Here is a 21,950-nt window from a genome sequence, read left to right on the forward strand (position 1 = left end):
GGGTCCACCGGTGGAAGAGACTGTGGAATACGCCCAGGCCACGGGGCTACTCGGGGGCGTTTGGCTGCTGGTGGCGATCCCGCTGGTCAGCGCGGCCATCCTGCTGCTGCTCGGCCGCCGGGCCGACCGCTGGGGGCACTGGTTGGGCGTCGCCGCCATCGGCGCCGCGTTCGTGCTCGGCCTGAGCTTCTTCTTCCAGCTGCGTGGCCTGGAGAACAAGTCGGTCGAGCTGAGCCTCTGGGACTTCATCGCTGTCGGTGATCTGCGCGTCGACTTCGGCCTGCTCTTCGACCCGCTGGCCGCGGTCTTCGTACTGCTGATCACCGGGGTGGGTTTCCTGATCCACCTGTACGCGGTGGAGTACATGTCGCACGACGCGGGCCGTCGTCGGTTCTTCGCGTACTTCAACCTGTTCGTCGCGGCGATGCTGCTGCTGGTGCTCGGCAACAACTACGTGATGCTGTACTTCGGCTGGGAGGGCGTCGGTCTGGCGTCGTACCTGCTGATCTCCTTCTGGACCGACCGGCCGAGCGCGGCCACCGCCGGCAAGAAGGCGTTCCTGATGAACCGCGTCGGCGACGCCGGCCTGGCCATCGGCATCTTCATCATGTTCGCCACAGTGGGCACCACCCAGTACGACGAGGTGTTCAACGGTGTCGGCGCGCTGACCGGCACCACGGTGCTGGTCCTCGGCCTGTTGCTGCTGCTCGGGGCGGCCGGCAAGTCCGGTCAGTTCCCGCTCCAGGCATGGTTGCCGGACGCGATGGAGGGCCCGACCCCGGTGTCGGCGCTCATCCACGCCGCCACGATGGTCACCGCTGGCGTCTACCTGATCGCCCGGTCCAACCCGATCTTCTCGGCCAACTCGACGCTGCAACTCGTGGTGGTCAGCGTCGGCGCGCTCACCCTGCTGATCGGCTGCATCATCGGCGCGGCCAAGGACGACATCAAGCGGGTGCTGGCCTGGTCGACGGTGAGCCAGATCGGTTACATGTTCCTCGGTGTCGGCCTCGGCGGCGCGGCCTACGCGCTGGCCATCGTGCACCTGCTGGCGCACGGCTTCTTCAAGGCCAACATGTTCCTCGGCGCCGGCTCGGTCATGCACGGAATGAAGGACCAGGTCGACATCCGCCGCTTCGGTGGACTGTCCAAGTACATGAAGATCACCTGGTTGACCTTCATGATGGGCTGGCTGGCCATCATCGGCATGTTCCCCTTCTCCGGCTTCTTCTCGAAGGAGCCGATCATCGTGGCCGCCTTCGAGCGGGAGGACTGGACCGCCTGGCTCTTCGGCGGTGCGGCACTGCTCGGCGCCGGGCTCACCGCGTTCTACATGACGCGGCTGTTCGTGCTCACGTTCCACGGGCCGCAGCGGTGGACCGAGGACATCGAGCACCCGCACGAGTCGCCGAAGCTGATGACCATCCCGCTGATCCTGCTGGCCGTCGGGTCGGTCGGCGCCGGCTTCCTGCTCGCCACGTCCGTTCCGGACTGGCTGACGGAGACCGCCGGGCTGGGCGGCGAGCACGCGGAGCACGCGGCGGTCCTCTCGCACACCGTGATCACCATCCTGTCGCTGCTGGTGACAGTGCTCGGTGCCGGGCTCGCCTGGTTCCTCTTCCGGGCCGGCACGGCCACCGTGCCGCAGCCGGCCGGGGTGCTGGTCACCGCCGCCCGGCGCAACCTCTACACCGACACGGTCAACGAGGCGGTCTTCGAGAAGCCGGGCATCTTCCTCACCCGGGCGCTGGTGTACCTCGACAACCGGGGCATCGACGGGCTCGTCAACGGGCTCGCCGCCGCGGTCGGCGGGGGCTCGGGCCGCCTCCGCCGGATGCAGACCGGCTTTGTCCGCTCGTACGCCACCTCGATCCTGGCCGGTGCGCTGCTGGTGATGGCGGCGTTCCTGGCGGTGCAGGCGGGGTGGTTGGCGTGATCGACCTCAATACGCCCGCCCCCGCCGGCGGACCACGCATCCACGACGGAGGTAAGGCCGCATAATGTCCAACTTCCCGTTCCTCTCGGTGCTCACCGTGGCGCCGCTGGTGGGCGCCCTGGTGGTGGCCTTCCTGCCGCGCCACCGCCCGGAGCTGGCAAAGCAGGTGGCGTTCGCCTGGTCGCTGCTCGTGCTGGTGCTCTCGGTGGTGATGTGGGTCAGCTTCAAGGCCGGCGGCCAGCGGTTCCAGTTCCACGAGTCGTACTCGTGGATTCCGAACTGGGGGGTCAGCTTCACCTTCGCCGCCGACGGCATCGCGCTGGTGATGCTGATGCTGATCGCGGTGCTGGTGCCGCTGGTGATCCTGGCGTCCTGGCACGACGCCGAGTCGTCGAAGCGGTCGGTGCCCGTCTACTTCGCGCTGCTGCTGGTCCTCGAGTGCACGATGATCGGCGTCTTCGCGGCCGCCGACGTGTTCCTGTTCTACGTGTTCTTCGAGGTCATGCTGGTGCCGATGTACTTCCTCATCGGCAGCTACGGCGGCCACCAGCGGCAGTACGCGGCGGTGAAGTTCTTCCTCTACTCGCTCGTCGGCGGTCTGTTCATGCTGGCCGCGGTGATCGGCCTGTGGGTGGTCGGCGGAAAGACCTTCGACTGGCAGGCGCTGTCGCAGGTCGACATCAGCACCGGCACCGAGCGGTGGCTGTTCCTCGGCTTCTTCCTCGCGTTCGCCATCAAGGCGCCGTTCTTCCCGTTCCACACCTGGTTGCCCGACGCCGGTGGCGCTGCCCCGGCGGGCGCGGCGGCGCTGCTGGTCGGCGTGCTGGACAAGGTCGGCACGTTCGGCATCCTGCGCTACTGCCTGCCGCTGTTCCCCGAGGCGTCGAAGTGGTTCGCGCCGTGGGCGCTGGCCCTGGGCGTGATCGGCATCGTCTACGCCGCGCTGCTGGCGGTCGGCCAGAACGACCTCAAGCGGCTGGTGTCGTACACCTCGATCGCGCACTTCGGCTTCATCGGCGTGGGCATCTTCGCCTTCACCACCCAGGCCGGCACCGGCGCGGTGCTCTACATGCTCAACCACGGGCTGGCCACCGGCCTGCTCTTCCTGGTGGTGGGCATGCTGATCTCCCGGCGGGGCTCGTCGCTGATCAGCGACTTCGGTGGTGCCGGCAAGCTGGTCCCGTTGCTCGCCGGGGTGCTCTTCTTCGCCGGTCTCGCCTCGCTCGCGCTGCCCGGCACGGCGCCGTTCATCTCCGAGTTCCTGGTGCTGATCGGCACCTTCACTGTGAACAAGCCGGTAGCGGTCATCGCCACGCTCGGCATCATCCTGGCCGCCGCGTACGTGCTGTGGATGGTGCAGCGCACCACCCAGGGCACCCTCAACCCGGCGCTGACCGAGGTCGACGGCATGCGCCGCGACCTCAACCTGCGCGAGAAGGTGGTCGTCGCCCCGCTGATCGCGCTGATCGTGCTGCTCGGCTTCTTCCCCAAGCCGGTCACTGACGTGATCAACCCCGCCGTCCAGGCGACAATGGACGACATCGGCAGAACCGACCCGGCGCCGTCCGTGGGCGGCACCGTCCAGGAGGCGGCTCGGTGAGCGCGAGGAGTGAGCTTGCGAGCCCCGCAGTCGCGAACGAAAGGTCGGCACCGTGACCGAGTTGAAGCTGCCGTCGATCGACTACGCGGCGATCTCTCCGATCCTGATCATGCTGGGTACGGCGTTGCTCGGCGTGCTGGTCGAGGCCCTGGTGCCTCGTCGCTGGCGGCACGTGGTGCAGTTGACGCTGGCGCTGCTCGCGGTGCTCGCGGCACTGACCATGGTGGTCCTCAGCGCCGATGAGCGGATCATCACCGCGGGTCAGGCGCTCGCGATCGACGGGCCGACGCTCTTCCTCCAGGGCGCGATCCTGGTGCTGGCCGCGATGGCGCTGCTGCTGATCGGTGACCGCTCGGTCGAGCGGGGCGGGGCGTTCGTCGCCCAGGCCGCGGTGACCGCGGAGTCGGCCGACGACCGGCGGCAGGCCGAGGGGCGCAACGGCCTCACCGAGGTCTACCCGCTGACCACGTTCGCTATCGGCGGCATGCTGATCTTCGTGGCGGCGAACGACCTGCTGACCATGTTCATCGCACTCGAGGTCTTCTCCCTGCCGCTCTACCTGCTCTGCGCGCTGGCCCGTCGCCGGCGTCTGCTGAGCCAGGAGGCGGCGATGAAGTACTTCCTGCTCGGCGCGTACGCCTCGGCGTTCTTCCTGTTCGGTGTGGCCCTGATCTACGGCTTCACCGCCGGCATCCCGGGTCGCCCGTCCGGCGTCGACTTCGCCACCATCCACGCGGCGGTGGGCGAGTCGCCGGCCAGCCCGGTGCTGCTCTTCGCCGGCATGGCGCTGCTCGCCATCGGTCTGCTCTTCAAGGCCGCGGCGGCCCCGTTCCACGTCTGGACCCCGGACGTCTACCAGGGCGCTCCGACCCCGGTCACCGGGTTCATGGCGGCCTGCACCAAGGTCGCCGCGTTCGGTGCCCTGCTGCGCGTCTTCCAGGTCGCGTTCGCCGACGCCAACTGGGACTTCACGCCGGTCCTGGGCGCGGTGGCGGTGCTGACCATGCTGGTGGGTGCGGTGCTCGCGGTCACCCAGACCGACATCAAGCGGCTGCTCGCGTACTCCTCGATCGCCAACGCCGGCTACCTGCTGGTCGGTGTGCTGGCGCCGAGCCGCGACGGGCTGGCCGGCACGATGTTCTACCTGGTCGCGTACGGCTTCTCGGTGCTCGCCGCGTTCGCCGTGGTGACGTTGGTACGCGACGACGACGGCGAGGCCACCCACCTGTCCCGCTGGGCCGGGCTGGGCCGTCGGTCGCCGTTCTTCGCCGCGCTGTTCACGTTCATCCTGCTCGCCTTCGCCGGTATTCCGCTGACCAGCGGCTTCACCAGCAAGTTCGCCATCTTCGGGCCGGCGCTGGAGGGTGGCCAGGCCTGGCTGGTGATCGCCGGTGTGCTGACCAGCATGATTCTCGCGTTCCCGTACCTGCGGGTCGTGGTGATGATGTGGCTCTCCGAGCCGGGCGAGTCGACCCCGACCGTCACGGTGCCCGGTGGGCTCACCTCCGCCGCGCTGATGATCGGTGTGCTGGCGACCCTGGTGTTGGGTGTCGCACCGGCGCCGCTGCTCGATCTGGCTGCCGGAGCCGCCGAATTTGTTCGATGACCGAAGGATCGATCACCGGGGTCGGCGCGTGTTCACGTGCCGGCCCCCGGTGCGTATCCCCGGGCCGGAGCAGGTCGAACGGGTGTGGCATGGTTGATAGCGTGGTGAAACCGGCGGGCGAGCGTTCAGGTGCCTCCGGCTCCGGCGGTCGGCGGGGTCGGGCGAGCACGAGTCAGTTCGGCGCGCTTGGCCTCCATCTCGCCGATCCCCGTGTCGAGGCGTCAGTGCTGGGGCTTCTGGACACGGTCGAGGTCGAGTTGCGGGCCAGCGTGTCCAGTGCCGACCCGTTCGTCACCGAGGCCGCCCGGCACCTCGTCGAGGCCGGCGGTAAGCGGTTCCGGCCGTTGCTGGTGGCGCTCGGCGCCCAGTTCGGTGACCCGACCGGTGCGCAGGTGGTCCCGGCCGCAGTGGTGATGGAGCTCACTCACCTCGCGACCCTCTACCACGACGACGTGATGGACGAGGCCGCCGTCCGTCGGGGCGCGCCGAGCGCGAACTCCCGGTGGACCAACTCGGTCGCCATCCTGGTCGGCGACTACCTCTTCGCCCGCGCGGCGGACATCGCCGCCGACCTGGGCACCGAGGCGGTCCGGTTGCAGGCGCGCACCTTCGCCCGGCTGGTGCACGGCCAGATCGCGGAGACGGTCGGGCCGCGCGCCGACGACGACCCGGTGGCCCACTACCTGCACGTGATCGCCGAGAAGACCGGCTCGCTGATCGCCACGTCCGCCCGGTTCGGCGGCATGTTCGGTGGCGCCGCCCCGGAGTACGTGGAGGCCCTCGCCGGGTACGGCGAGACGATCGGTGTCGCCTTCCAGCTCTCCGACGACCTGCTGGACATCGCCTCCGAGTCGGTGCAGTCGGGCAAGACCCCCGGCACCGACCTGCGCGAGGGTGTCCCAACCCTGCCGGTGCTCTACGCCCGCGAGGCGGACGACTCCGACGCGTCGTCGGTGCGGTTGCGGGAGATCCTGGCGACCGGCCCGCTGACCGACGACGTGCTGCACGCCGAGGCGTTGGGGCTGCTGCGGGAGAGCCCGGCGCTCAAGCGGGCCCGGGAGACGGTGCGCAGCTACGCCGAGGAGGCCCGCGCGCAGCTCGCCCCGCTGCCGCACGGCCCGTCCCGCAGCGCACTTGAGTCGCTCTGCGACTACATCGCCGACCGCACCAGCTGATCCACGCCCCGGCCCGCCGCGGCGGCGGCGCGGGTCAACAGTCGGCTGCCGACGAGCATGAGTGCGGCGGCGAGCAGCATCGCCACGGCCGCGATGGCCCACATCGCCGGGTAGCCGAGGTGCGCGGCGAGTGGGCCCAGGCTCAGCGGGCCGAGACAGCCGCCCGCGTACACCCCGGTCTGCGTGATCGACGTGGCGGCGGCCGGTGACTGCGGGTGGAGCCGGACCACCGCGAAGTTCATCAGCCCGGGCCAGGCCCAGCCCAGACCGAAGCCGAGCACCACGCCGACCACCAACGGCACCGGGCCGGTCAACGCGAGCAGGCCCAACCCGACCGCGCCGACGAGCAGCATCGCGGCGATGACTGCGACGTGGCCGGTGTCGCGGCGGTCGGCCAACCAGCCGACGCCCACACGAGCCGCCACGCAGACCGCGCTGCCCAGGGTCAGGGTGAGGCCGGCGAGACCCGGCGACAGACCCCGGGCCGCTGCGGAGTCCACCAGGAAGGTGCCCAACGAGTTGGCCGCGCCCGAGGCCAACGTCGCCGCCGCGCCGACCACCACCAGCGCTGCCGTCGCCCGCCCGGCGCGCCCGGCTCCGGCCCGCCGAGCGGGATTGGGTAACTGCCGGGGTACGGCGGCCAGCGTCGTCAGCGCGGCCACGGCGGCGGCCACGAACGCCCAGCGCCACCCGGCGGTGAGCGCGATGGTGGGCACCGCAACCCCGGCCAGCAGGGTGGAGACCGGGATGGCGGCCTGCTTGACACCGAACGACAGTCCCTGCCGCCGGGCCGGAACGTGCTGGGCCAGCGCGGCGTTGCTGGCCAACTGGCCGAGCGCGTTCGCGGCGGCGCTGAGGGCCAGCAGGCCCACCAGCACCGGATACGACCGGGCGAAGGCGGCCACGGCGAGCATCGATCCAGCGGCCAGCAGAATGCCGCAGCGGGCCACCAGAGCCGGACCGTACCGCTCGACCAGCCGCCCGGAGGGCACCGAGGCCAGCGCGCTGACCCCGAAGTAGACGGAGACGGCCAGGCCCAGGCCGGCCGGCGAGAAGCCGAGGTCCGTGCCCATCTGCACGGCGAGACCGCCGAGCAGGAAGACGGGGAGTACGCAGGCCACCGTGGTGACGACTGCGCCGGCGCTGGCCCGGACCGGACGGGGTCGGGCAACGGCCGGATCGGGGGTGTTGGAGGTGTCGGTCATCGTTCGGCAAACCTACGCGAGCCCCGCTCACAGCACTCCTGGTGACCGGCGGGGCACAAGCTGTGGATGGTGATCTGGCATCCTCGACCCGAACAGGCATTTCGCACCGGGCCTGTTTTTCATATGGTGTAAGTCCCCGGCGGCGGAGGTGGTTGTGCGCGACCCCTTGGCAGAACCTTCGGACCTGATTCGCAGCGTGTCCCGAGCGCTACGGGTGCTGGAGTCGGTCGGTCGCGCCCCGAAGGGCCTGACCGTCAAGCAGATCGCCCGGCGCTGCGAGCTGACCGTGGCCACCACCTACCACCTGGTCCGCACCCTCGCCTACGAGGGCTACGTGATCCGTCGCGAGGACGGCACGTACATAGTGGGGTTGGAGGTGGCCGACCGGTACCGGGAGCTGGTGACGGCGTTCCGAGGCCCGCCGGCGGTCGGTGAGACGCTGCGGCGGGCCGCCGTGGACACCGGCTACAGCCACTACCTCGGCCGGTTCGTCGGCGGTCAGGTGGCCCTCACCGCTGTCGCCGAGGGGCACCGCTCGCCCTACCTGGAGGATCTGGTCCCCGGCTTCGACGAGGGGGCGCACGCCACAGCGCTCGGCAAGTCGTTGCTCGCCACCCTGACGACCGACCAGCGCTACCGCTACCTGCGCGAGTACGGCATGCGCCCGTTCACCTCCGCCACGCTGACCACCACCGAGAGTTTCGAGGCCGACCTGGCGGCCGGCGACCGGCGCGGCATGCAACTGGAGATGGGGCAGTTCCGCCAGGGGGTGGCCTGCGCCGCGGTGCTCGTCGCGCCGGACAAGGACATGGAACGCCGCGTCGTGCTGGCCTGCGCGTTGCCGGCCAGCGAGATGATGACCTCCGCCCGGGTGGTACGCGCCAAGCTGCTCACAGTGGCCCGCGGCGTGGCCGACGGCATCGCCACCGACAACTGACCGCCGAGAGGCCCTCTCCCGGGCTGGGAGAGGGCCCCTCGGGGCGGTCGAGCGCCGGACCGCCGGAGCAACGTCAGCGACCCACCGGGCGGCGTGTGCAACGTCAGCGGCCGTTTCGCCGCGGGTGCTGTGTCAGCTGCCCACCGGGCCGCCGTCGAGGCGCCAGGTGACCACCACGCCCGGCTTGGCGTAGTCACCGTCCGGCCAGTTCGAGGCCGGGTTCTCCACCGAGGCCCCGGTGATCTCGCCCGGGTGCTGCACGGCGACGAAGACCGAGCGGTTGTCTTCGGTGATGAACGGGCCGCAGGTCTCCGCGCCGAGCGGCACTGTGAGGAACTGCTTGAGGTGACCCCGCTCCGGACCCTCCACGGCGGTGGCGAACAGGCCGTCGTTGCTGCCCAGCGCATTGCCGTCGGTGGAGATCCAGAGGTTGCCGGTGGCGTCGAAGGCGACGTTGTCCGGGCAGGAGATCGGGGAGACCTTGGTCTTGTCGTACCCGGCGAAGAAGGTCGACGGGTCGGTCGGGTCGCCGCAGACGATCGGCAGCGACCAGGCGAAGGTCTCCGAGGTGTTGTCGTTGCGGTCCTCGACCAGCTCCAGGATCTGCCCGTGCTTGTTGGCGGTGCGGGGGTTGGCCTCGTCGGCCTTCGGGTTGCTGCCGACGCCCCGGTTGGTGTTGTTGGTCAGCGCCACGTACACCTTGCCGGTGAGCAGGCTCGGCTCGACGTCCTCGGGGCGGTCCATCTTGGTCGCGCCGACCTTGTCACCGGCGAGCCGGGTGAAGGTGAGCACGTCAGCGGCGGTCATCCCGTCGACGAACGACCGGTTGCCGCTGACCAGCCTGATCCAGCGACCCCGACCGTTGAACGCGCCGTCGGTGGGGAGCTTGCCGGTGCCGTCGATCTCGGCGGCGCTGCTCTGGTCGAGCTTCGCCACGTAGAGCGTGCCGGACTCCAGCAGGGTGAGGTTGTGCTTCCGGGCAGCCCAGGAGTTGCCAGCCATGAACTTCTTGTCCGAGACGAACTTGTAGAGGTAGTCGAACCGCTCGTCGTCGCCCATGTACGCGACCACGTGGCCGTCCTTCGCGACGATCACGTTGGCGCCCTCGTGCTTGAACCGGCCCATCGCGGTGTGCTTGCGCGGGCGGCTCTCCGGGTCGAACGGGTCGATCTCGACGACCCAGCCGAACCGGTGCGCCTCGTTGGGGTGCTTCGCCAGGTCGAAGCGCTCGTCCGCGCGCTCCCACCTGCGGCTGCCGCTGGGGTAGCGGCTTGCGGTGCTGATGCCGTAACGGTCCAGCTTCGGCTTCAGCTCGGCCGGGACGGCGTCGGCGCCGACGAAGTACTGGTTGAAGTTCTCCTCGCCGGAGAGCACAGTGCCCCACGGGGTCACGCCACCGGCGCAGTTGTTCAGAGTGCCGACGACGGTGCGGCCCCTGGGGTCGGCGGCGGTCTTCAGCCAGGCCGAGCCGGCGGCCGGGCCGGTCAGGTCGAACTTGGTGCTCAGGGCGGTGACCCGCCGGTTGTACGGCCGCGGGCCCTTGCCGACCGGCTTCCACTGCCCGGTGCCAGCGACCCGCTCAAGCTCCACCACCGACATGCCGTGCGCGGCCATGGCGGTGCGCAGCTGCTCCACCGAGAGCCCGTCCAGGCCGGGGAAGCCCGGGAACATCAGGTCCTCGTTCGTGTACTCGTGGTTGACCACGAGCAGCGCCCGCTTGCCCTGCTTGTCCAGCGGCAGCACGCCCACGAAGTCGTTGTTGTAACCGAACTGCTTCGACTGCGCGGCGGCGGTCTGGTGGTGCAGGTTGAACTCCGGCGCGCCCGGCAGCACCGGGTCGCCCCACTTGATCACCACGGCGTGGTCGTAGCCGTTCGGCACGACAAGGGTGTCCAGCTTGTTCGGTGGGATCGGCTTGAAGGTCAGCGCGCCGCTGCCGACCCCGGTGCCGGGACGACCGAACCCGAGGTTCTCCGGGACGTCCGGGGCGGTCGGGGTGGCCATGGCCGGGGCCGCCCCGGCGAGCGCGCCGGCTGCCGCGCCGCCGAAACCGAGCACCAGCGCGCCGACCGCGCCGGCCCGGACCACGCCACGCCGCGACACCTCGGCCTTCACCACGTAACCGAAGTACGCGTTGTCGGAGGTGTTCGGTACCGGGTGGTCACAGGCGTTTCCGCACCGGTACAGGCAGGTCATGGCATCACGGGTGCCATGGCGGGTGCCGTTCAACAGGGGGAGCAGCCGGGGGCGGTCGCTCATGGGGGAGGCCTCCAGAGAAGTCGGTGGAACGACAGGCGGCGTACCAGCCGGACGCTAGGAGGACGTGGTGAGCGCTCGTCGGCCGCGATGTGAACCAGGCGTGAACACCTTCGTCGATGGCAACCGACACGCAACCGGTCTGACCTCGGGCTGAACCGATCGGCGTGACAGCACGTATTCCCGAGCGGACGCACCGCCGGACGCGCGCCGGAAGCGAGGGAGACCGCCATCAGCGACCACGACGCCCAACTGCTGCGCGCGCTGCACGACGAGCACGCGGAGGCGCTGTACGCCCACGCCCTGCGGCTGGTCAACGGGGACCGGCAGCGGGCCGAGGACCTGGTGCAGGAGACGCTCCTGCGGGCCTGGCGACATCCGGAGTCACTAGACCCGAATCGCGGATCGGTGCGGTCCTGGCTGTTCACCACCGCCCGCAATCTGGCCATCGACGCCTGGCGGCGGCGATCCACCCGGGTCGGCGAGGTGTTCACTGACGACCTGCCCGAACCGCCCGACGTGATCGACGAGGCCGAACGGGCGGTGGAGGCGTGGACCGTCGCCGAGGCCCTGAACCGGCTCAGCCCGACCCACCGGGAGGTGCTGGTCGAGTGTTTCTACCAGGGGCGGTCGGTTGCCGAAGCGGCGTCCCGCCTGGGCGTACCGCCAGGGACCGTCAAATCCCGCACCCACTACGCGCTGCGGTCTCTACGGTTGGTCCTGGCCGAGATGGGGGTGACGGGATGACCCGGTGCGAGTTCGCGTACGACGACGGCGCGTACGTGCTGGGCGCCCTGGCCCCCGCCGAGCGGGCGGCCTACGAGCGGCACCTCGGCGGTTGCGCCTCGTGTCGGGAGGCGGTCGCCGAGATCGCCGTCCTACCCGGGTTGCTCGGGCGCCTCGACCCGGCGGGGTTGGAGCAGATCCTGCCGCCGCCGGCCCCGCCCCGGGTGCCCGCGTTACTCGACGAGGCCCGCCAGCGCCGTCGTCGGGAACGCGCCGCGGACCGGCGACGGTACGCACTGACCACACTGGCCGCCGCCGGACTGGCGCTGCTGGTCGGGGTGGGCACCGCCGTGGCGCTGCCTCGACCGGTCGGCCCGCCCGGCAACCCGGCCCCGCAGGTGTCGATGGTGGCCATGCGACCGGTGGCCGCCGCCGGGCCGGTGCACGCCGACCTCGGGCTGACCGGCACCAAGTGGGGCACCGAGGTGAAAATGCGGTGCGGGTACGACGCGCGGGCGAGCTACGGCAAGGCGTACCCGTTCCGGCTGGTGGCGCGCGGTCCGAACGGCGCCACCGAGCAGATCGGCTCCTGGCTGGCGGCACCCGGCGACGACCTCAGCTTCACCGGCGCGACGAGGTTCACCGACGCCGAACTGGTCAGCGTGGAGCTGCAAAAAGCCGACGGCACGCCCCTACTGACCTACGCCGTCCCCTAACCCCGGTGCGCCCCACCCGGTCCTCTGCGATCTTGCACTTTCTGCCCTGGCAAAAGGGGCATGGCAGGCGTATCGACGACCGAAACTGCAAGATCGCGGGGTCAGGGGGTGGGGAGAGGGGCGGGGACGTTGGTGGGTTGGTGGGACTGGCGGGTGCGGCGGGAGGTTCGGACGGCGTCGGCGGTGAAGACGATCAGGGCCAGCCAGACCAACGCGAAGCCGGCCAGCCGGGCCGGCGGCATCGGCTCGTGGAAGATCAGCACCCCGCAGCCGAGCTGAAGGATCGGCGCCAGGTACTGGACCATGCCGAGGCTGCTCAGGGGTAGCCGGTTGGCAGCCCCGGCGAACAACAGCAGCGGAATCGCCGTGGCAGCGCCGGCCAGCACCAGCAGCGCGGTGTGCCCGGCCGAGACGTGCCCGAAGGTCAGGTCGGCCTTCGCCGTCAGCCAGCCCAGGTAACCCAGCGCCGGCAACGCCAGCACCGCCGACTCGACGAACAGCCCCTCCGCCGCCGGCAGCCCGAGCCGCTTCTTCACCAGGCCGTAGCCGGCGAAGCTGAACGCCAGGGTCAACGCCAGCCAGGGCAGCCGGCCGTAGTCCACAGCGAGTACCGCCACCGCCGACGCGCCGATCCCCAGCGCCACCCACTGCGCCGGGCGTAGCCGCTCCCGCAGCACCGTCACCCCGAGCAGCACCACGACCAGCGGGTTGATGAAGTAACCGAGCGCTGTCTCCACCACCCGGTCGGAGTTGACCCCGTAGATGTAGGTGCCCCAGTTGACAGCGATCAGCGCGGCGGCGGCGACGATCCCCGCCACCGCCCAGGGGCGGCGCAGTAGCGCCCGCAGGAAGCCGACGTTGCGCAGCGCCGCCAGCAGCAGGGCCACGAAGAGCACCGACCAGACGATCCGGTGGGCCAGGATCTCCAGCGGGCCGGCGGGTCGCAGCAGCTTCAGGTAGAGCGGAAAGAAACCCCAGAGCAGGTACGCGCCGAGGCCGTAGAGGTATCCCAGGCGGAGTGGCGTCACGCTTCCACCGTAAGGGGCGTAGTGCTGCTTTGTTCCTTTCCGGTGATCGGGGTCACCGGGGGTCGTCGGTCCAGCTGCATCCACCGCTGCGGCGCGTCCAGCGGGGTGAAGCCCACCCCCGCGTACACCTGGTGCGCGTCGTTGGTGCAGAGCAGGATCCGGCGTACGCCCAGCTCGGCCAGGTGGTCACGGACCGCGCCGGCCAGCCATCCGCCCAGCCCGCGACCCCGGGCGGGCCGGTCGACGTACACATCGCAGAGCCAGGCGAAGGTGGCACCGTCCGTGACGACCCGGGCCACAGCGACCTGGCGGCCGTCCTCCGGCCGGTAGATGCCGAACGGAAGTGAGCCGGCGAACGACCGCTCGGTGGTCTCCCGGTCTCGTCCGAGAGCCCAGTACGCGTCGGTGGACAACCAGTGGTGCACCAGATCCAGGTCGATCCGCGCCGGATCGGTGCTGAGCAGGTGGCCGTCGGGGCAGGTCAGCGAGAACATACAGCGACGCTAACCGCCGAGGTGGGCAGTCCGGCCGCCACATTCCCGAACTCTGGTCATCGGCCCGCCGGGGCCCCGACCGAGGTCGGAGCCCCGGACGGACCGGGTCGGTGCTGGCTGGTCGGCGGTCAGTCCCGGTCGAGGACCGCGCCGAGGATCCAGGTCACGATGCTCACGAAGAGCGCGCCGAGCACAGCCGCCGGCCAGAAACCGTCCACCGAGAACGGCAGCCCGGCCTGGTCGGCGATCCAGCTGGTGAGCAGGAAGAGCAGCCCGTTCACCACCAGGGCGATGAGACCCAGGGTCAGCAGGTAGAAGCCACAACCGACGGTCTTGATGATCGGCTGGAGAACCGCGTTGACCACGCCGAAGATCACCGCCACCAGGAGCAGCGTGGTCACCGTCTCGGTGGCCGAGTTCGAATCCAGGGAGATGCCCGGGATGAGGAGCGTGGCCAGCCAGAAAGCGAGAGCTGTGCTGGCCAGCCGAATCAGCAGACCCTTCAGAAAACCCATGGCGGGGATCGTGCCACGGACACCGCACCGACGTAACCCGCCGGCTGGCCGTCCCGGTGGATCAGCCGCGCGTCGGCGGCCCGATCAGTTGCGCCTCGATCGGAGTGGGGGAGAGCAGTGCCCAGCGCAGCGCCCGCCGGTTGACCACCGCCACCATGTCCTCCCGGATCCGGGTCAGCCACTCGGCCGAGCCGCCCAGCCCCAGCGCGGCTCCGGCCAGGGTGGCCTCGGCGGAGGACAGTGGCTGAAGCAACGCCAGGTCGGCGCGGCTCAACGCGTCCACATCGGCCGGGGTCAGCTCGTCGCGTACCACAAGCGTGGCCCGCCACGGCGGGCCCGGCGCGGCCTCGGCAGCCACCGGCCCGGCGTCGACGATCAGAAGCAACGGACGCAGCGCGGTGCCCACCCCGTCGGCGACCGCCCGACCGGGAGGGAGCAGCGGGATCGTGCCGCCCGGCGCGCCAACCCCTCGGATGAACGGTTCCCAGGCGCGTGGCCGGGCGGTCTGCACCACCACCAGGGCGCCGAGTGCCAGGGCGCGCAGGGCCACCAGCTGGGCCGCCCGTACCCCGCCGACCAGCAGGACGCGGGTGCTCTCCGGCCGGAACAGTCGCACGGTTACGGCGCGGCCGTGCCGGTTGGTGCCGACCATCATTCCCGCGTCGCCCACTGACAGCTCCCAGTCGTCCACGGCCGGGCCGGGTCGCGCCCCGGCCGCCGGTGGGCGGGGCTGCGCCCCGGGCGCCGCCAGCGCCAACGGCAGCGTGGCGGCCAGCCCGCTCAGGTGGGCGCCGTCGAGTCGTCGTAGCTTTCCGCCAAGGTCGGTCACCAGGCGGACCAGCGCCTCGCTGGCAGCCGCCAACTCGGCCGTCGTCCCGGCGGCCAGGCGTACGATCAGCTCCGTCGGCACTCCGCCGGCCGCCGCCGGACCCGACGACGTCGACATCGTCGGCGACGGGCCTGAGCAGATCGACACCGTCGTGGCCGTCGCCGGCAGCGCGAGTAGGCGGGGCACCAGCCGACGTCCAGCCACAGCGCCCGCGTCGGGCCAGTGGAGCAGGCGGAAGGTGGCCTGGACGAGAGTGCCGGACCGGATCGCCGGCCAGGACTCCCGGACCGGCTCGCCCTCGTGGTGGGCCAGCTCACCCAGGACGCGCAGCGCCGCCGGCACCCCGAGCGGCCGCGCGGCCAACGGCCCGAGCCGGCGGACGATCCGGCGGACCGTGCCGGAGAGGACCCGGCGCAGGTCCTCCTCGGACCAACCGTTCATCCGCAGCACCCGGACCGCCACCACCGCCCGCTCGCGCCCGGCGAGCCGCCCGTCGGTGAGCTGCCGGTACGACGTGCCGACAGTGCCACCGGCGCTCGGCACCGGCGCCGGCGCACCGGCGAGCAGCAGTTGGACCAGCAGCGGGGGTTGGTCCGGACCGGTCGGGGGGAGCAACGCGGCCGGGGCGGGGATCGCCTGGGACACGTCGCCCAGCAGGTCGCCGGGGTCGCCGAGCTCCAGGAGCGCGACCATGCCGGTGGTGTCCTCCAGGACGGCCGCCGGCCCGCCGGTCAACTCGGTCGAGCGGACCACGGTGCCCGGGGCGACCAGGTCGAGCAGTTCGGCCGCGTCGGCCGGCCCGGTCAACCCCCGCCGACGGCTGAGGTGCCCGATGGCGGTGCCCAGCCACTCGAACAGCCACCCCCCCCGCACCGGCACCCAGGCGGCGGCCACCAGCAGCACGGCCACCAGCACGGCCGCCGCGACGACCGGTGCGGGTCGGCCGAGGGCGACGAGCACGAGCGCCGCAGCGACCTGTGCGGTGACCAGTTGGCCGGCTCGCACTCCGGCAGCCGCACGACGGCTGAGTGCGACCCAGTGGGCCGTCGACGAACGGCGACGGGGGGTGCGCTGATCGGCAGGCCCCGGACTGCGGTCGGTGGATCGGCCGGGCCCGCCCAACAGTGGGAAGGCACCTGCCTCGGACCCGACCGGGGTCGGTGGGTGCGGCCCTCCGGTGGTGATCGCCGGCACCGTGCCTCCTCGACCAGTGGGGACCGGGTCGGGCGGCCGTCCGCCCTCCGGCGGCCCGTCACGCGCCGCGACGTGGCTGCGGCACATCGTAAGCGACCGATGGCCGCCTCGGTTGTCCACAGGGGAAGCCGGCGGGGTAGCAGAACCGCTACGAGGTCGCTACCGTCAGCCACGAAGTCCTTCGCTGACCCGGGTCTCAGTGCTCGACGACCGGGCCAAGCGACGACGCGTCGCCCCGGGGGTGGACGCGTCGACGGCCAGGTGCGATCCGAGAGACGAGGTGACGTCCGGATGTCCCAAACCAAGGCAGAAGCAGCGGTGATGCAGCAGACTGCCGCGAAGTTCGAGCAGGTGGACCAGTCGTTGCAGTCCATGCTGACCGGCCTGCTGGCCGAGCTGGAGGTGTTGCAGCAGGCCTGGCGTGGCGCTGGTGGCCGGTCGTTCGAGCAGGTCAAGCAGCAGTGGTCACAGGACCAGGCGGCGCTGCACCGCGCGCTGCGCGAGACCGCCGGTGCGATCCGCACCGCCGGTCGGCAGTACCACGCGTCCGACGACGAGGTGGCCAGCCGGGTGGCCGGCACCAACCGCGGCGGCATCCAGTTGCCGCTCTGATCCCGCTGGGGAGGGAATCCGATGGACCATGGTGTGCTGGTCGTCAACTTCGCCGCGCTGCAGCAGGCCGGCGCTGACATTCAGAAGGCGTTGAACACCCTCGACGCGCAACTCGGCCAACTCGAACGCGACGCCGCCCCGCTGGTGGCGAGCTGGACGGGCGACGCGCGGCAGGCCTACGAGCAGCGGCAGGCGCGGTGGCGTTCGGCCTCGCAGGACCTGCAGGGGATGTTGCGTGACATCAGGTTGGCGGTGAACGACTCCGCCACCGACTACCTGGACACCGAGAAGAAGAACACCGGGCTGTTCCAGTGAGCGATGTGGGCCGGGAGCGCTGACCGTGTCCGGGCCAGCGCCCCGCCCGCAGCCGGTCCACGGTCAGGGCTGCACGCGGGCGGGCTCAGGCCGCACGTCGGCGGCCTCAGGCCGTGCGCAGGTGGGCTCAGGCCGCACGTCGGCGGCCTCAGGCCGTGCGCAGGTGGGCTCAGGCCGGGCCGGCCGGGCGCCAGCGTCGACGGGCGCCCCGGGGCGCCAGCAGGGCGAGCAGCGCCACTGTGACCGCTGTTATGCCGGCCACCGCGCTGATCAGCAGGGCTCGGTCCCGTGCGGCGGCCCGACGGGCCTGGCGGGCGAGCTGCGTCGGGTCGGCCCGATCGTCGGCGAGAGCGGCGACCGGCCGTGCGCCGGCCGCACGGCCGCCACTGGTCTCGGTGACCGCCCGGTAGGGGTTCAACACTCCGGCGCCGTACCCGCCGCCCCGGCCCGCGCCCGGAGCTGGATCGGCGGTGGCGATGATCCGCTCCGCCACCTGGGCGGCGGTCAGCTCCGGCCGGTATTCCCGCAGCAACGCGGCGGTGGCGGCCACGAAGGGCGCCGCGTAGCTGGTGCCTTCGACCCGATGGTGGCCGGCACCGGGCGCGGCGGTCAGCACCTCGCTGCCCGGAGCCACGAGGTCGACGTACGGGCCGGTCTGCGAGAACGTCGCCCGCCCGCCGTCCGCCCCGATCGCACCCACGCCGAGCACCCCGTCGTAGCCGGCGGGGAACGGTCGGGGGTCCCCGCTGTCGTGCAGGTTGCCGGCGGCGGCCACCAGCACCACGTCCCGGTCGACCGCGTACCGCACTGCCGAACGGACCTCGGGGTCGTCCGCGTACAGCACCACGGACAGGTTCACCACGTCGGCGTCATTGTCGACGGCCCACCGGATGGCCCGGGCGAACTCGTCGGCGCTGACCGTACGCCCCGACTCCCGCCCCTGCACCACCTGCTGCTCACTCACCCGCACCGGCAGGATTCGGGCACCCGGTGCCAGGCCGCGGAACGCGACGTCAGGGCGGGGTGCCGCGGCGATGATGCTCGCCACACCGGTGCCGTGCCCGGCGCAGTCCCGACCGCCGTCCCCGCCGGGGTCGAGCAGGTCGATGCCGGCCAGCACCCGCCCAGCCAGCTGCGGGTGCACCCGGTCCACCCCGGAGTCGACCACCGCGACTGTCACCCCGGCACCGGTGGCCAGGGGCGCGAGCCGCGCCGGGTCGTACCGTTGCTGTGGCCAGGGCCTGGCCGCGACCGGCCGGACGGGGGCGAGTGCTGTCGCGCAGGCCGGCGCCGTCCGGAGCCCGGCGGTGGCGGCGACTGTCGGAAGGGCCGGTACGGTCAACAGGCCGACGGCCAGACCTGCGAGGACCGGGCGCGCGATCGATTGGGACATCGACACCCTCCGTATCGTATCGGCTCCGGAACGGGATGTTATCGCCTCCTCCGGTCCCCGGCTGGCCGCCGCCGGCCAGCCATTGTGATCTTGGTACCACCTTGTAGGTTGTACGCGATACCTGTGGCCTGTTCTCGGAAGGGGAGGTGGCCGTGACCGCATGGGAGCCGGCCACGGAGGCCGAGGTGGCGATGCGCGACGCGCTGCGCGCCAACGACCAGGAGCTCTACTTCCGGCTCCTGTCCCGCACCGATGTGCTGCTGCCGGTCTCCGCGCCGACGCAGCCCGGCCAGCCACCCGCCGGATGGGGCACCTGGACCACCGGCGGCCGGACCCACGTCCTGGCCTTCACCTCCGCCGCCGCCCTGCGAGCCTGCCTAGGCGATCACGCCGGCAGCAACCGACGCATCCCCTTCGCCGATCTCGCGGCCAGCTGGCCCAACCACGAGTGGTGGCTCGCCGTCAATCCGGGTCTGCCGGTCGAGGGTTACCTGCCGGCGTGGTTCGTGTCGCAGCTGTCCCGAGGCGACGTGCGACTGCCCGGCCGTGCCATGGGTGCCCGCGCCCGCCTGGAGCGGGCCGAGACGTTGGCGCGCACCCGGCCCGGCGCGCCACTGCGGGACGCCGCCCCAGCCGCCGGATCGCCCCCCGTGACGGGGGCGGCCCCGTCCGCGCCCGAGAGCGTTCCGCTCGCACCCCGAAGGCCCGCGCGTAGCCCGGGCCCTCGGGTGGGTGCCCCGCCGGTGCCGGGTCCGGCGCCCCGGCCACCCGCCTCCGCTGAGCCGCCGGTGTCGGGTTGGGCACCCCGGCCACCCGCTTCCGCTGAGCCGCCGCGCCGACCTGGCGAGGAGGACCTGCCCGCCGCCGGTCAGCGGCACCCGACCGAACCGCCGCGGCCCGCCCCGGGCAACGGAGCACTGCCCCGCACCGGACGGCCGTCCCGGTTCACCCCGTTGGCGACCGCCGGCCCCACCGCCGACCAGGCCGGGCCGGGCGTGGGCTGGCCGACAGGGACCCGGCCGGGCGATGTCGACGGCCCCGCCCCGGGTAACGGCAACGGTGGCCCCCAGGCCGCCCCTCGGCGCTCCTTCTTCGACCCCAGCCCGGCCCGCGACCCGGCCGCGAGCGGAGGACGCCCCGGTGACCGGGCGGCCCCGCCGACCCGGTTCGGGCGAGGCAGCCAGCCCTTCCCTCGCCGCCGCCCAGCCGACGCGCCGGCCGACGAGACCGCGACGCGGGCCTTTCCGATGGCGGCGGACCCGGCCGCCACCCAACCGATACGACGGCCGGAGGGCGGCCTCGGCGCGTCCCGTCGGATGGACGCGCCGCCATCCGGCGAGGAGATCACCCAGCCGCTGCCGCCGCGCCGGCACAACCCGCTGGCCGAGGAGCCCACCCGCGCGTTCCGGGTGACCGGTGAGCCTCCCCTGACCGGTGCGCGTGGGCGGCCGTCGGCGGAGGAGACGCAGGCGATTCCTCAGGACCGGCCGGGCCGGTTCGAGCCGACGGAGGATCTGCCGGTGTCCGTCGCGGAACCGGTCTCCGGGCCGCCCGCGCCGCGCCGCGGCTTCACGCCCATCGTCATCGAGGGCACCATCATCGAGTCCCGCGACCTCACCGACCCGATCGAGAGCAGCGCGCCGGTCGACGCGCCCCGGCGGCCCAGCCCCGCCGAGGCCGCCCCGCCGTTCGGTTCGACGTCCCCCGGTCCGGGCCTGTTCGGCCCGTCGTCGCCCAGCCCCGCCGAGGCCGCCCCGCCACCGTACGGCTCGACGTCCTCCGACCCGGGCCTGTTCGGTCCGTCGTCCTTCGGTTCCAGCCCATCCGGGCCCGCGTCGTTCAGCCCCGGTCAGTCCGCCCCGGGCCCGTCCGCCCCGCACCCCGTGACTCCGACGGACGTCGGCGGTGGCCTGGGCGATCCGCGCATCGACGACAGTGGCGACGCCCCGCTCCGTGACGACCGCGCCAACAGTGCTGTCTCGTCGACCGGACCGGCCGGTACGGACCAGGCCGGCGGCGCGAGCGTGATCGCTGACGACGGTCCGCACCCGCCGGCCGACGAGCCGCCGCCGGTCGAGTTCGAGCCGGCCAACACGGTCGAGGAGGACCTGCTCAGCGCCGCCGGCTCGGGCAGCACCGACACGTTCCTGTCCACCCTGCTGCTGGCCCGGGTGCTACTGCCGGCGGCACCGGACTCGGTGCGGGGGAGCCGCCCCGGGGATCCCGGTTTCGTCTGGCGTACCGGGCAGCTCGACGGCGAGACGTACGTGGTGGTCTACACGTCGTCGGAGCGCCTCGCCGACCATGTCGAGGGGGACGTCGACACGGTCCGGGTGAAGTTCGCCCAACTGATCCGGCGCTGGCCCGACGAGGACTGGTCGTTCGCCGTCAACCCGGGCACGCCGGTGGGTGCCAAGTTGCCGGGCGAGCAGATCGTCGCGTTGGCCAACTGGGCTGCCGAGGTGGGGCTCGGGGACGACCTGGAAGTGGACCAGGCGGAAGCGCCGGCCGTTGCCGAACCCGCCGCCCGTCCCCGGTACGCCCCCGCAGCGGTCGACCCGACCCGGCCGACGGTCATGCAGAAGGCGATCGCCCCCAGCCAGCTCGCGTACTACCTGGATCGTGGGTACGACCGGGTGTCCGGGTTCGTGCACCGGGCCGGTGAGCTGTCCCACCTGACCACACCGGCTCAGCTGCACGACGCGCTGGGCCTCAGCTACCCCGGCTCGCCGTTCGCACCGGACGCCGAGGAGATCTACGTGCTGCGCTGGCCGGCGCACCGGCCGAGCCTCTACCGCATCCCGTACGGCGGTCAGAACGAGCCGGCGATGCGGGCCATGGAGGGCTGGGTCATCGAACGCCCGCCGTTCCGGGGCAACGGCTTCGCCCCGGGTGAGAGCAGCGACGTGGTGGCGGAGTTCAAGGTGGACAGCGCGCGGCTGCCGCACGGCGCCCAACTCTGGCGCATCGGCGCGGACGGCAGCGAGCGGGTGGTCGCGGAGTTGGACACCGACTCGGTCACCTGGCGACGGGTCGGGGAGGCGTGATGCGCGACGGTTACGTGGCCCGTTGGCAGGGCCGGGAGTACCAGGCCAGCCCGGATGGCGACGACATCCGCCTCTACCAGCCCGAGCCGGGCGAGGGTTTCGAGGAGGTCCGCGCGGGCCGCTACGTCCGGGTGCTGCCGGCGAGCGAGATCGAGGACCTGGCGTACGTGCGGACCACCTGCACCTGGAAGGGGCAGCCGTTCATAGTGCTCGGCGAGCACGACGCCTGGCTGCGGGTGGAGTACACAGGTGGCCGGTGGCCGGTGGCCGAGGCGATGCGGCTGGAGGTCTTCGACTTCGGCGTCTACCAGGGCTGGGCGCCCGCTGCCGAGGTCACCGACCTGCGGGAGCAGCGGGTCTGACCGG

18 protein-coding genes are annotated in these 21,950 nt (G+C 72.1%); 11 read left to right on the forward strand and 7 right to left on the reverse strand.

Features of this window, described 5'->3' with window-relative positions; all coding sequences use genetic code 11:
* Positions 1–10: 10 nt before the first annotated feature.
* The 4 genes from nuoL (at position 11) to AB0K35_RS12040 (ending at position 6,317) form a co-directional block, all read left to right on the forward strand.
* Positions 11–1,936 (forward strand): NADH-quinone oxidoreductase subunit L, encoded by a 1,926-nt coding sequence (gene nuoL, locus AB0K35_RS12025; RefSeq protein ID WP_238668754.1) that lies wholly within the window; start codon positions 11–13, stop codon positions 1,934–1,936.
* A gap of 64 nt (positions 1,937–2,000) precedes the next feature.
* A complete protein-coding gene (locus AB0K35_RS12030; protein WP_238668756.1) occupies positions 2,001–3,536 on the forward strand; it encodes an NADH-quinone oxidoreductase subunit M in 1,536 nt (511 codons plus the stop codon).
* 52 nt (positions 3,537–3,588) lie between these two features.
* Entirely contained in the window at positions 3,589–5,142 is a 1,554-nt protein-coding gene (gene nuoN, locus AB0K35_RS12035) for an NADH-quinone oxidoreductase subunit NuoN (RefSeq protein WP_238668757.1), read from the forward strand.
* Between the two features lie 89 nt (positions 5,143–5,231).
* Positions 5,232–6,317 (forward strand): polyprenyl synthetase family protein, encoded by a 1,086-nt coding sequence (locus AB0K35_RS12040; protein WP_238668759.1) that lies wholly within the window; start codon positions 5,232–5,234, stop codon positions 6,315–6,317.
* Here the strand turns inward: AB0K35_RS12040 and AB0K35_RS12045 are convergent.
* Entirely contained in the window at positions 6,293–7,522 is a 1,230-nt protein-coding gene (locus AB0K35_RS12045; protein WP_238668761.1) for an MFS transporter, read from the reverse strand. The genes AB0K35_RS12040 and AB0K35_RS12045 overlap by 25 nt on opposite strands.
* Before the next feature lie 154 nt (positions 7,523–7,676).
* Here AB0K35_RS12045 and AB0K35_RS12050 point away from each other — a divergent pair, with 154 nt between their 5' ends.
* On the forward strand, positions 7,677–8,459 hold the full coding sequence (locus AB0K35_RS12050) for an IclR family transcriptional regulator C-terminal domain-containing protein (RefSeq protein ID WP_238668762.1): 783 nt from the start codon (positions 7,677–7,679) through the stop codon (positions 8,457–8,459).
* A gap of 132 nt (positions 8,460–8,591) precedes the next feature.
* Here AB0K35_RS12050 and AB0K35_RS12055 read toward each other — a convergent pair whose 3' ends face one another.
* Positions 8,592–10,718: a PhoX family phosphatase gene (locus AB0K35_RS12055; protein ID WP_363885120.1), complete on the reverse strand. Its 2,127-nt coding sequence runs from the start codon at positions 10,716–10,718 to the stop codon at positions 8,592–8,594.
* A 249-nt stretch (positions 10,719–10,967) separates the two neighbouring features.
* Between AB0K35_RS12055 and AB0K35_RS12060 the strand changes: the two genes are divergently transcribed.
* Both AB0K35_RS12060 and AB0K35_RS12065 read left to right on the forward strand, forming a co-directional pair.
* On the forward strand, positions 10,968–11,462 hold the full coding sequence (locus tag AB0K35_RS12060; protein ID WP_238668906.1) for a sigma-70 family RNA polymerase sigma factor: 495 nt from the start codon (positions 10,968–10,970) through the stop codon (positions 11,460–11,462).
* A complete protein-coding gene (locus AB0K35_RS12065) occupies positions 11,459–12,157 on the forward strand; it encodes a zf-HC2 domain-containing protein (protein WP_238668766.1) in 699 nt (232 codons plus the stop codon). Before AB0K35_RS12060 ends, AB0K35_RS12065 begins: the two co-directional genes overlap by 4 nt.
* A gap of 101 nt (positions 12,158–12,258) precedes the next feature.
* Here the strand turns inward: AB0K35_RS12065 and rarD are convergent, their stop codons facing one another.
* The 4 genes from rarD to eccE all read right to left on the reverse strand — a co-directional run bounded on the left by rarD (position 12,259) and on the right by eccE (position 16,028).
* Positions 12,259–13,185, reverse strand: coding sequence for an EamA family transporter RarD (rarD, locus tag AB0K35_RS12070; RefSeq protein WP_238668767.1), 927 nt, complete (start codon positions 13,183–13,185; stop codon positions 12,259–12,261).
* Positions 13,182–13,679: a GNAT family N-acetyltransferase gene (locus tag AB0K35_RS12075; protein ID WP_363885122.1), complete on the reverse strand. Its 498-nt coding sequence runs from the start codon at positions 13,677–13,679 to the stop codon at positions 13,182–13,184. The genes rarD and AB0K35_RS12075 overlap by 4 nt, the downstream gene beginning before the upstream one ends.
* Positions 13,680–13,807: 128 nt before the next feature.
* A complete protein-coding gene (locus AB0K35_RS12080) occupies positions 13,808–14,194 on the reverse strand; it encodes a phage holin family protein (RefSeq protein WP_091395522.1) in 387 nt (128 codons plus the stop codon).
* 61 nt (positions 14,195–14,255) lie between these two features.
* Positions 14,256–16,028, reverse strand: coding sequence for a type VII secretion protein EccE (gene eccE, locus AB0K35_RS12085; protein ID WP_363885124.1), 1,773 nt, complete (start codon positions 16,026–16,028; stop codon positions 14,256–14,258).
* Between the two features lie 480 nt (positions 16,029–16,508).
* Here eccE and AB0K35_RS12090 point away from each other — a divergent pair, with 480 nt between their 5' ends.
* Both AB0K35_RS12090 and AB0K35_RS12095 read left to right on the forward strand, forming a co-directional pair.
* Complete coding sequence (locus AB0K35_RS12090) at positions 16,509–16,829, forward strand: WXG100 family type VII secretion target (RefSeq protein WP_091395516.1); 321 nt, start codon at positions 16,509–16,511, stop codon at positions 16,827–16,829.
* 21 nt (positions 16,830–16,850) lie between these two features.
* Positions 16,851–17,144, forward strand: a complete 294-nt coding sequence (locus AB0K35_RS12095) for a WXG100 family type VII secretion target (protein ID WP_238668772.1) — start codon at positions 16,851–16,853, stop codon at positions 17,142–17,144.
* A 169-nt stretch (positions 17,145–17,313) separates the two neighbouring features.
* Here AB0K35_RS12095 and mycP read toward each other — a convergent pair whose 3' ends face one another.
* Positions 17,314–18,537 carry a type VII secretion-associated serine protease mycosin gene (gene mycP, locus AB0K35_RS12100; RefSeq protein ID WP_363885126.1) on the reverse strand — a complete coding sequence of 408 codons (1,224 nt, stop codon included), beginning with the start codon at positions 18,535–18,537 and terminating at the stop codon, positions 17,314–17,316.
* A gap of 152 nt (positions 18,538–18,689) precedes the next feature.
* Here mycP and AB0K35_RS12105 point away from each other — a divergent pair, with 152 nt between their 5' ends.
* Positions 18,690–21,584 carry an SseB family protein gene (locus tag AB0K35_RS12105; RefSeq protein WP_363885128.1) on the forward strand — a complete coding sequence of 965 codons (2,895 nt, stop codon included), beginning with the start codon at positions 18,690–18,692 and terminating at the stop codon, positions 21,582–21,584.
* On the forward strand, positions 21,581–21,946 hold the full coding sequence (locus AB0K35_RS12110) for a hypothetical protein (protein WP_030334177.1): 366 nt from the start codon (positions 21,581–21,583) through the stop codon (positions 21,944–21,946). Before AB0K35_RS12105 ends, AB0K35_RS12110 begins: the two co-directional genes overlap by 4 nt.
* Positions 21,947–21,950: the final 4 nt, after the last annotated feature.

Source organism: Micromonospora sp. NPDC053740, assembly GCF_040677775.1.
Taxonomy (GTDB): domain Bacteria; phylum Actinomycetota; class Actinomycetes; order Mycobacteriales; family Micromonosporaceae; genus Micromonospora; species Micromonospora alfalfae.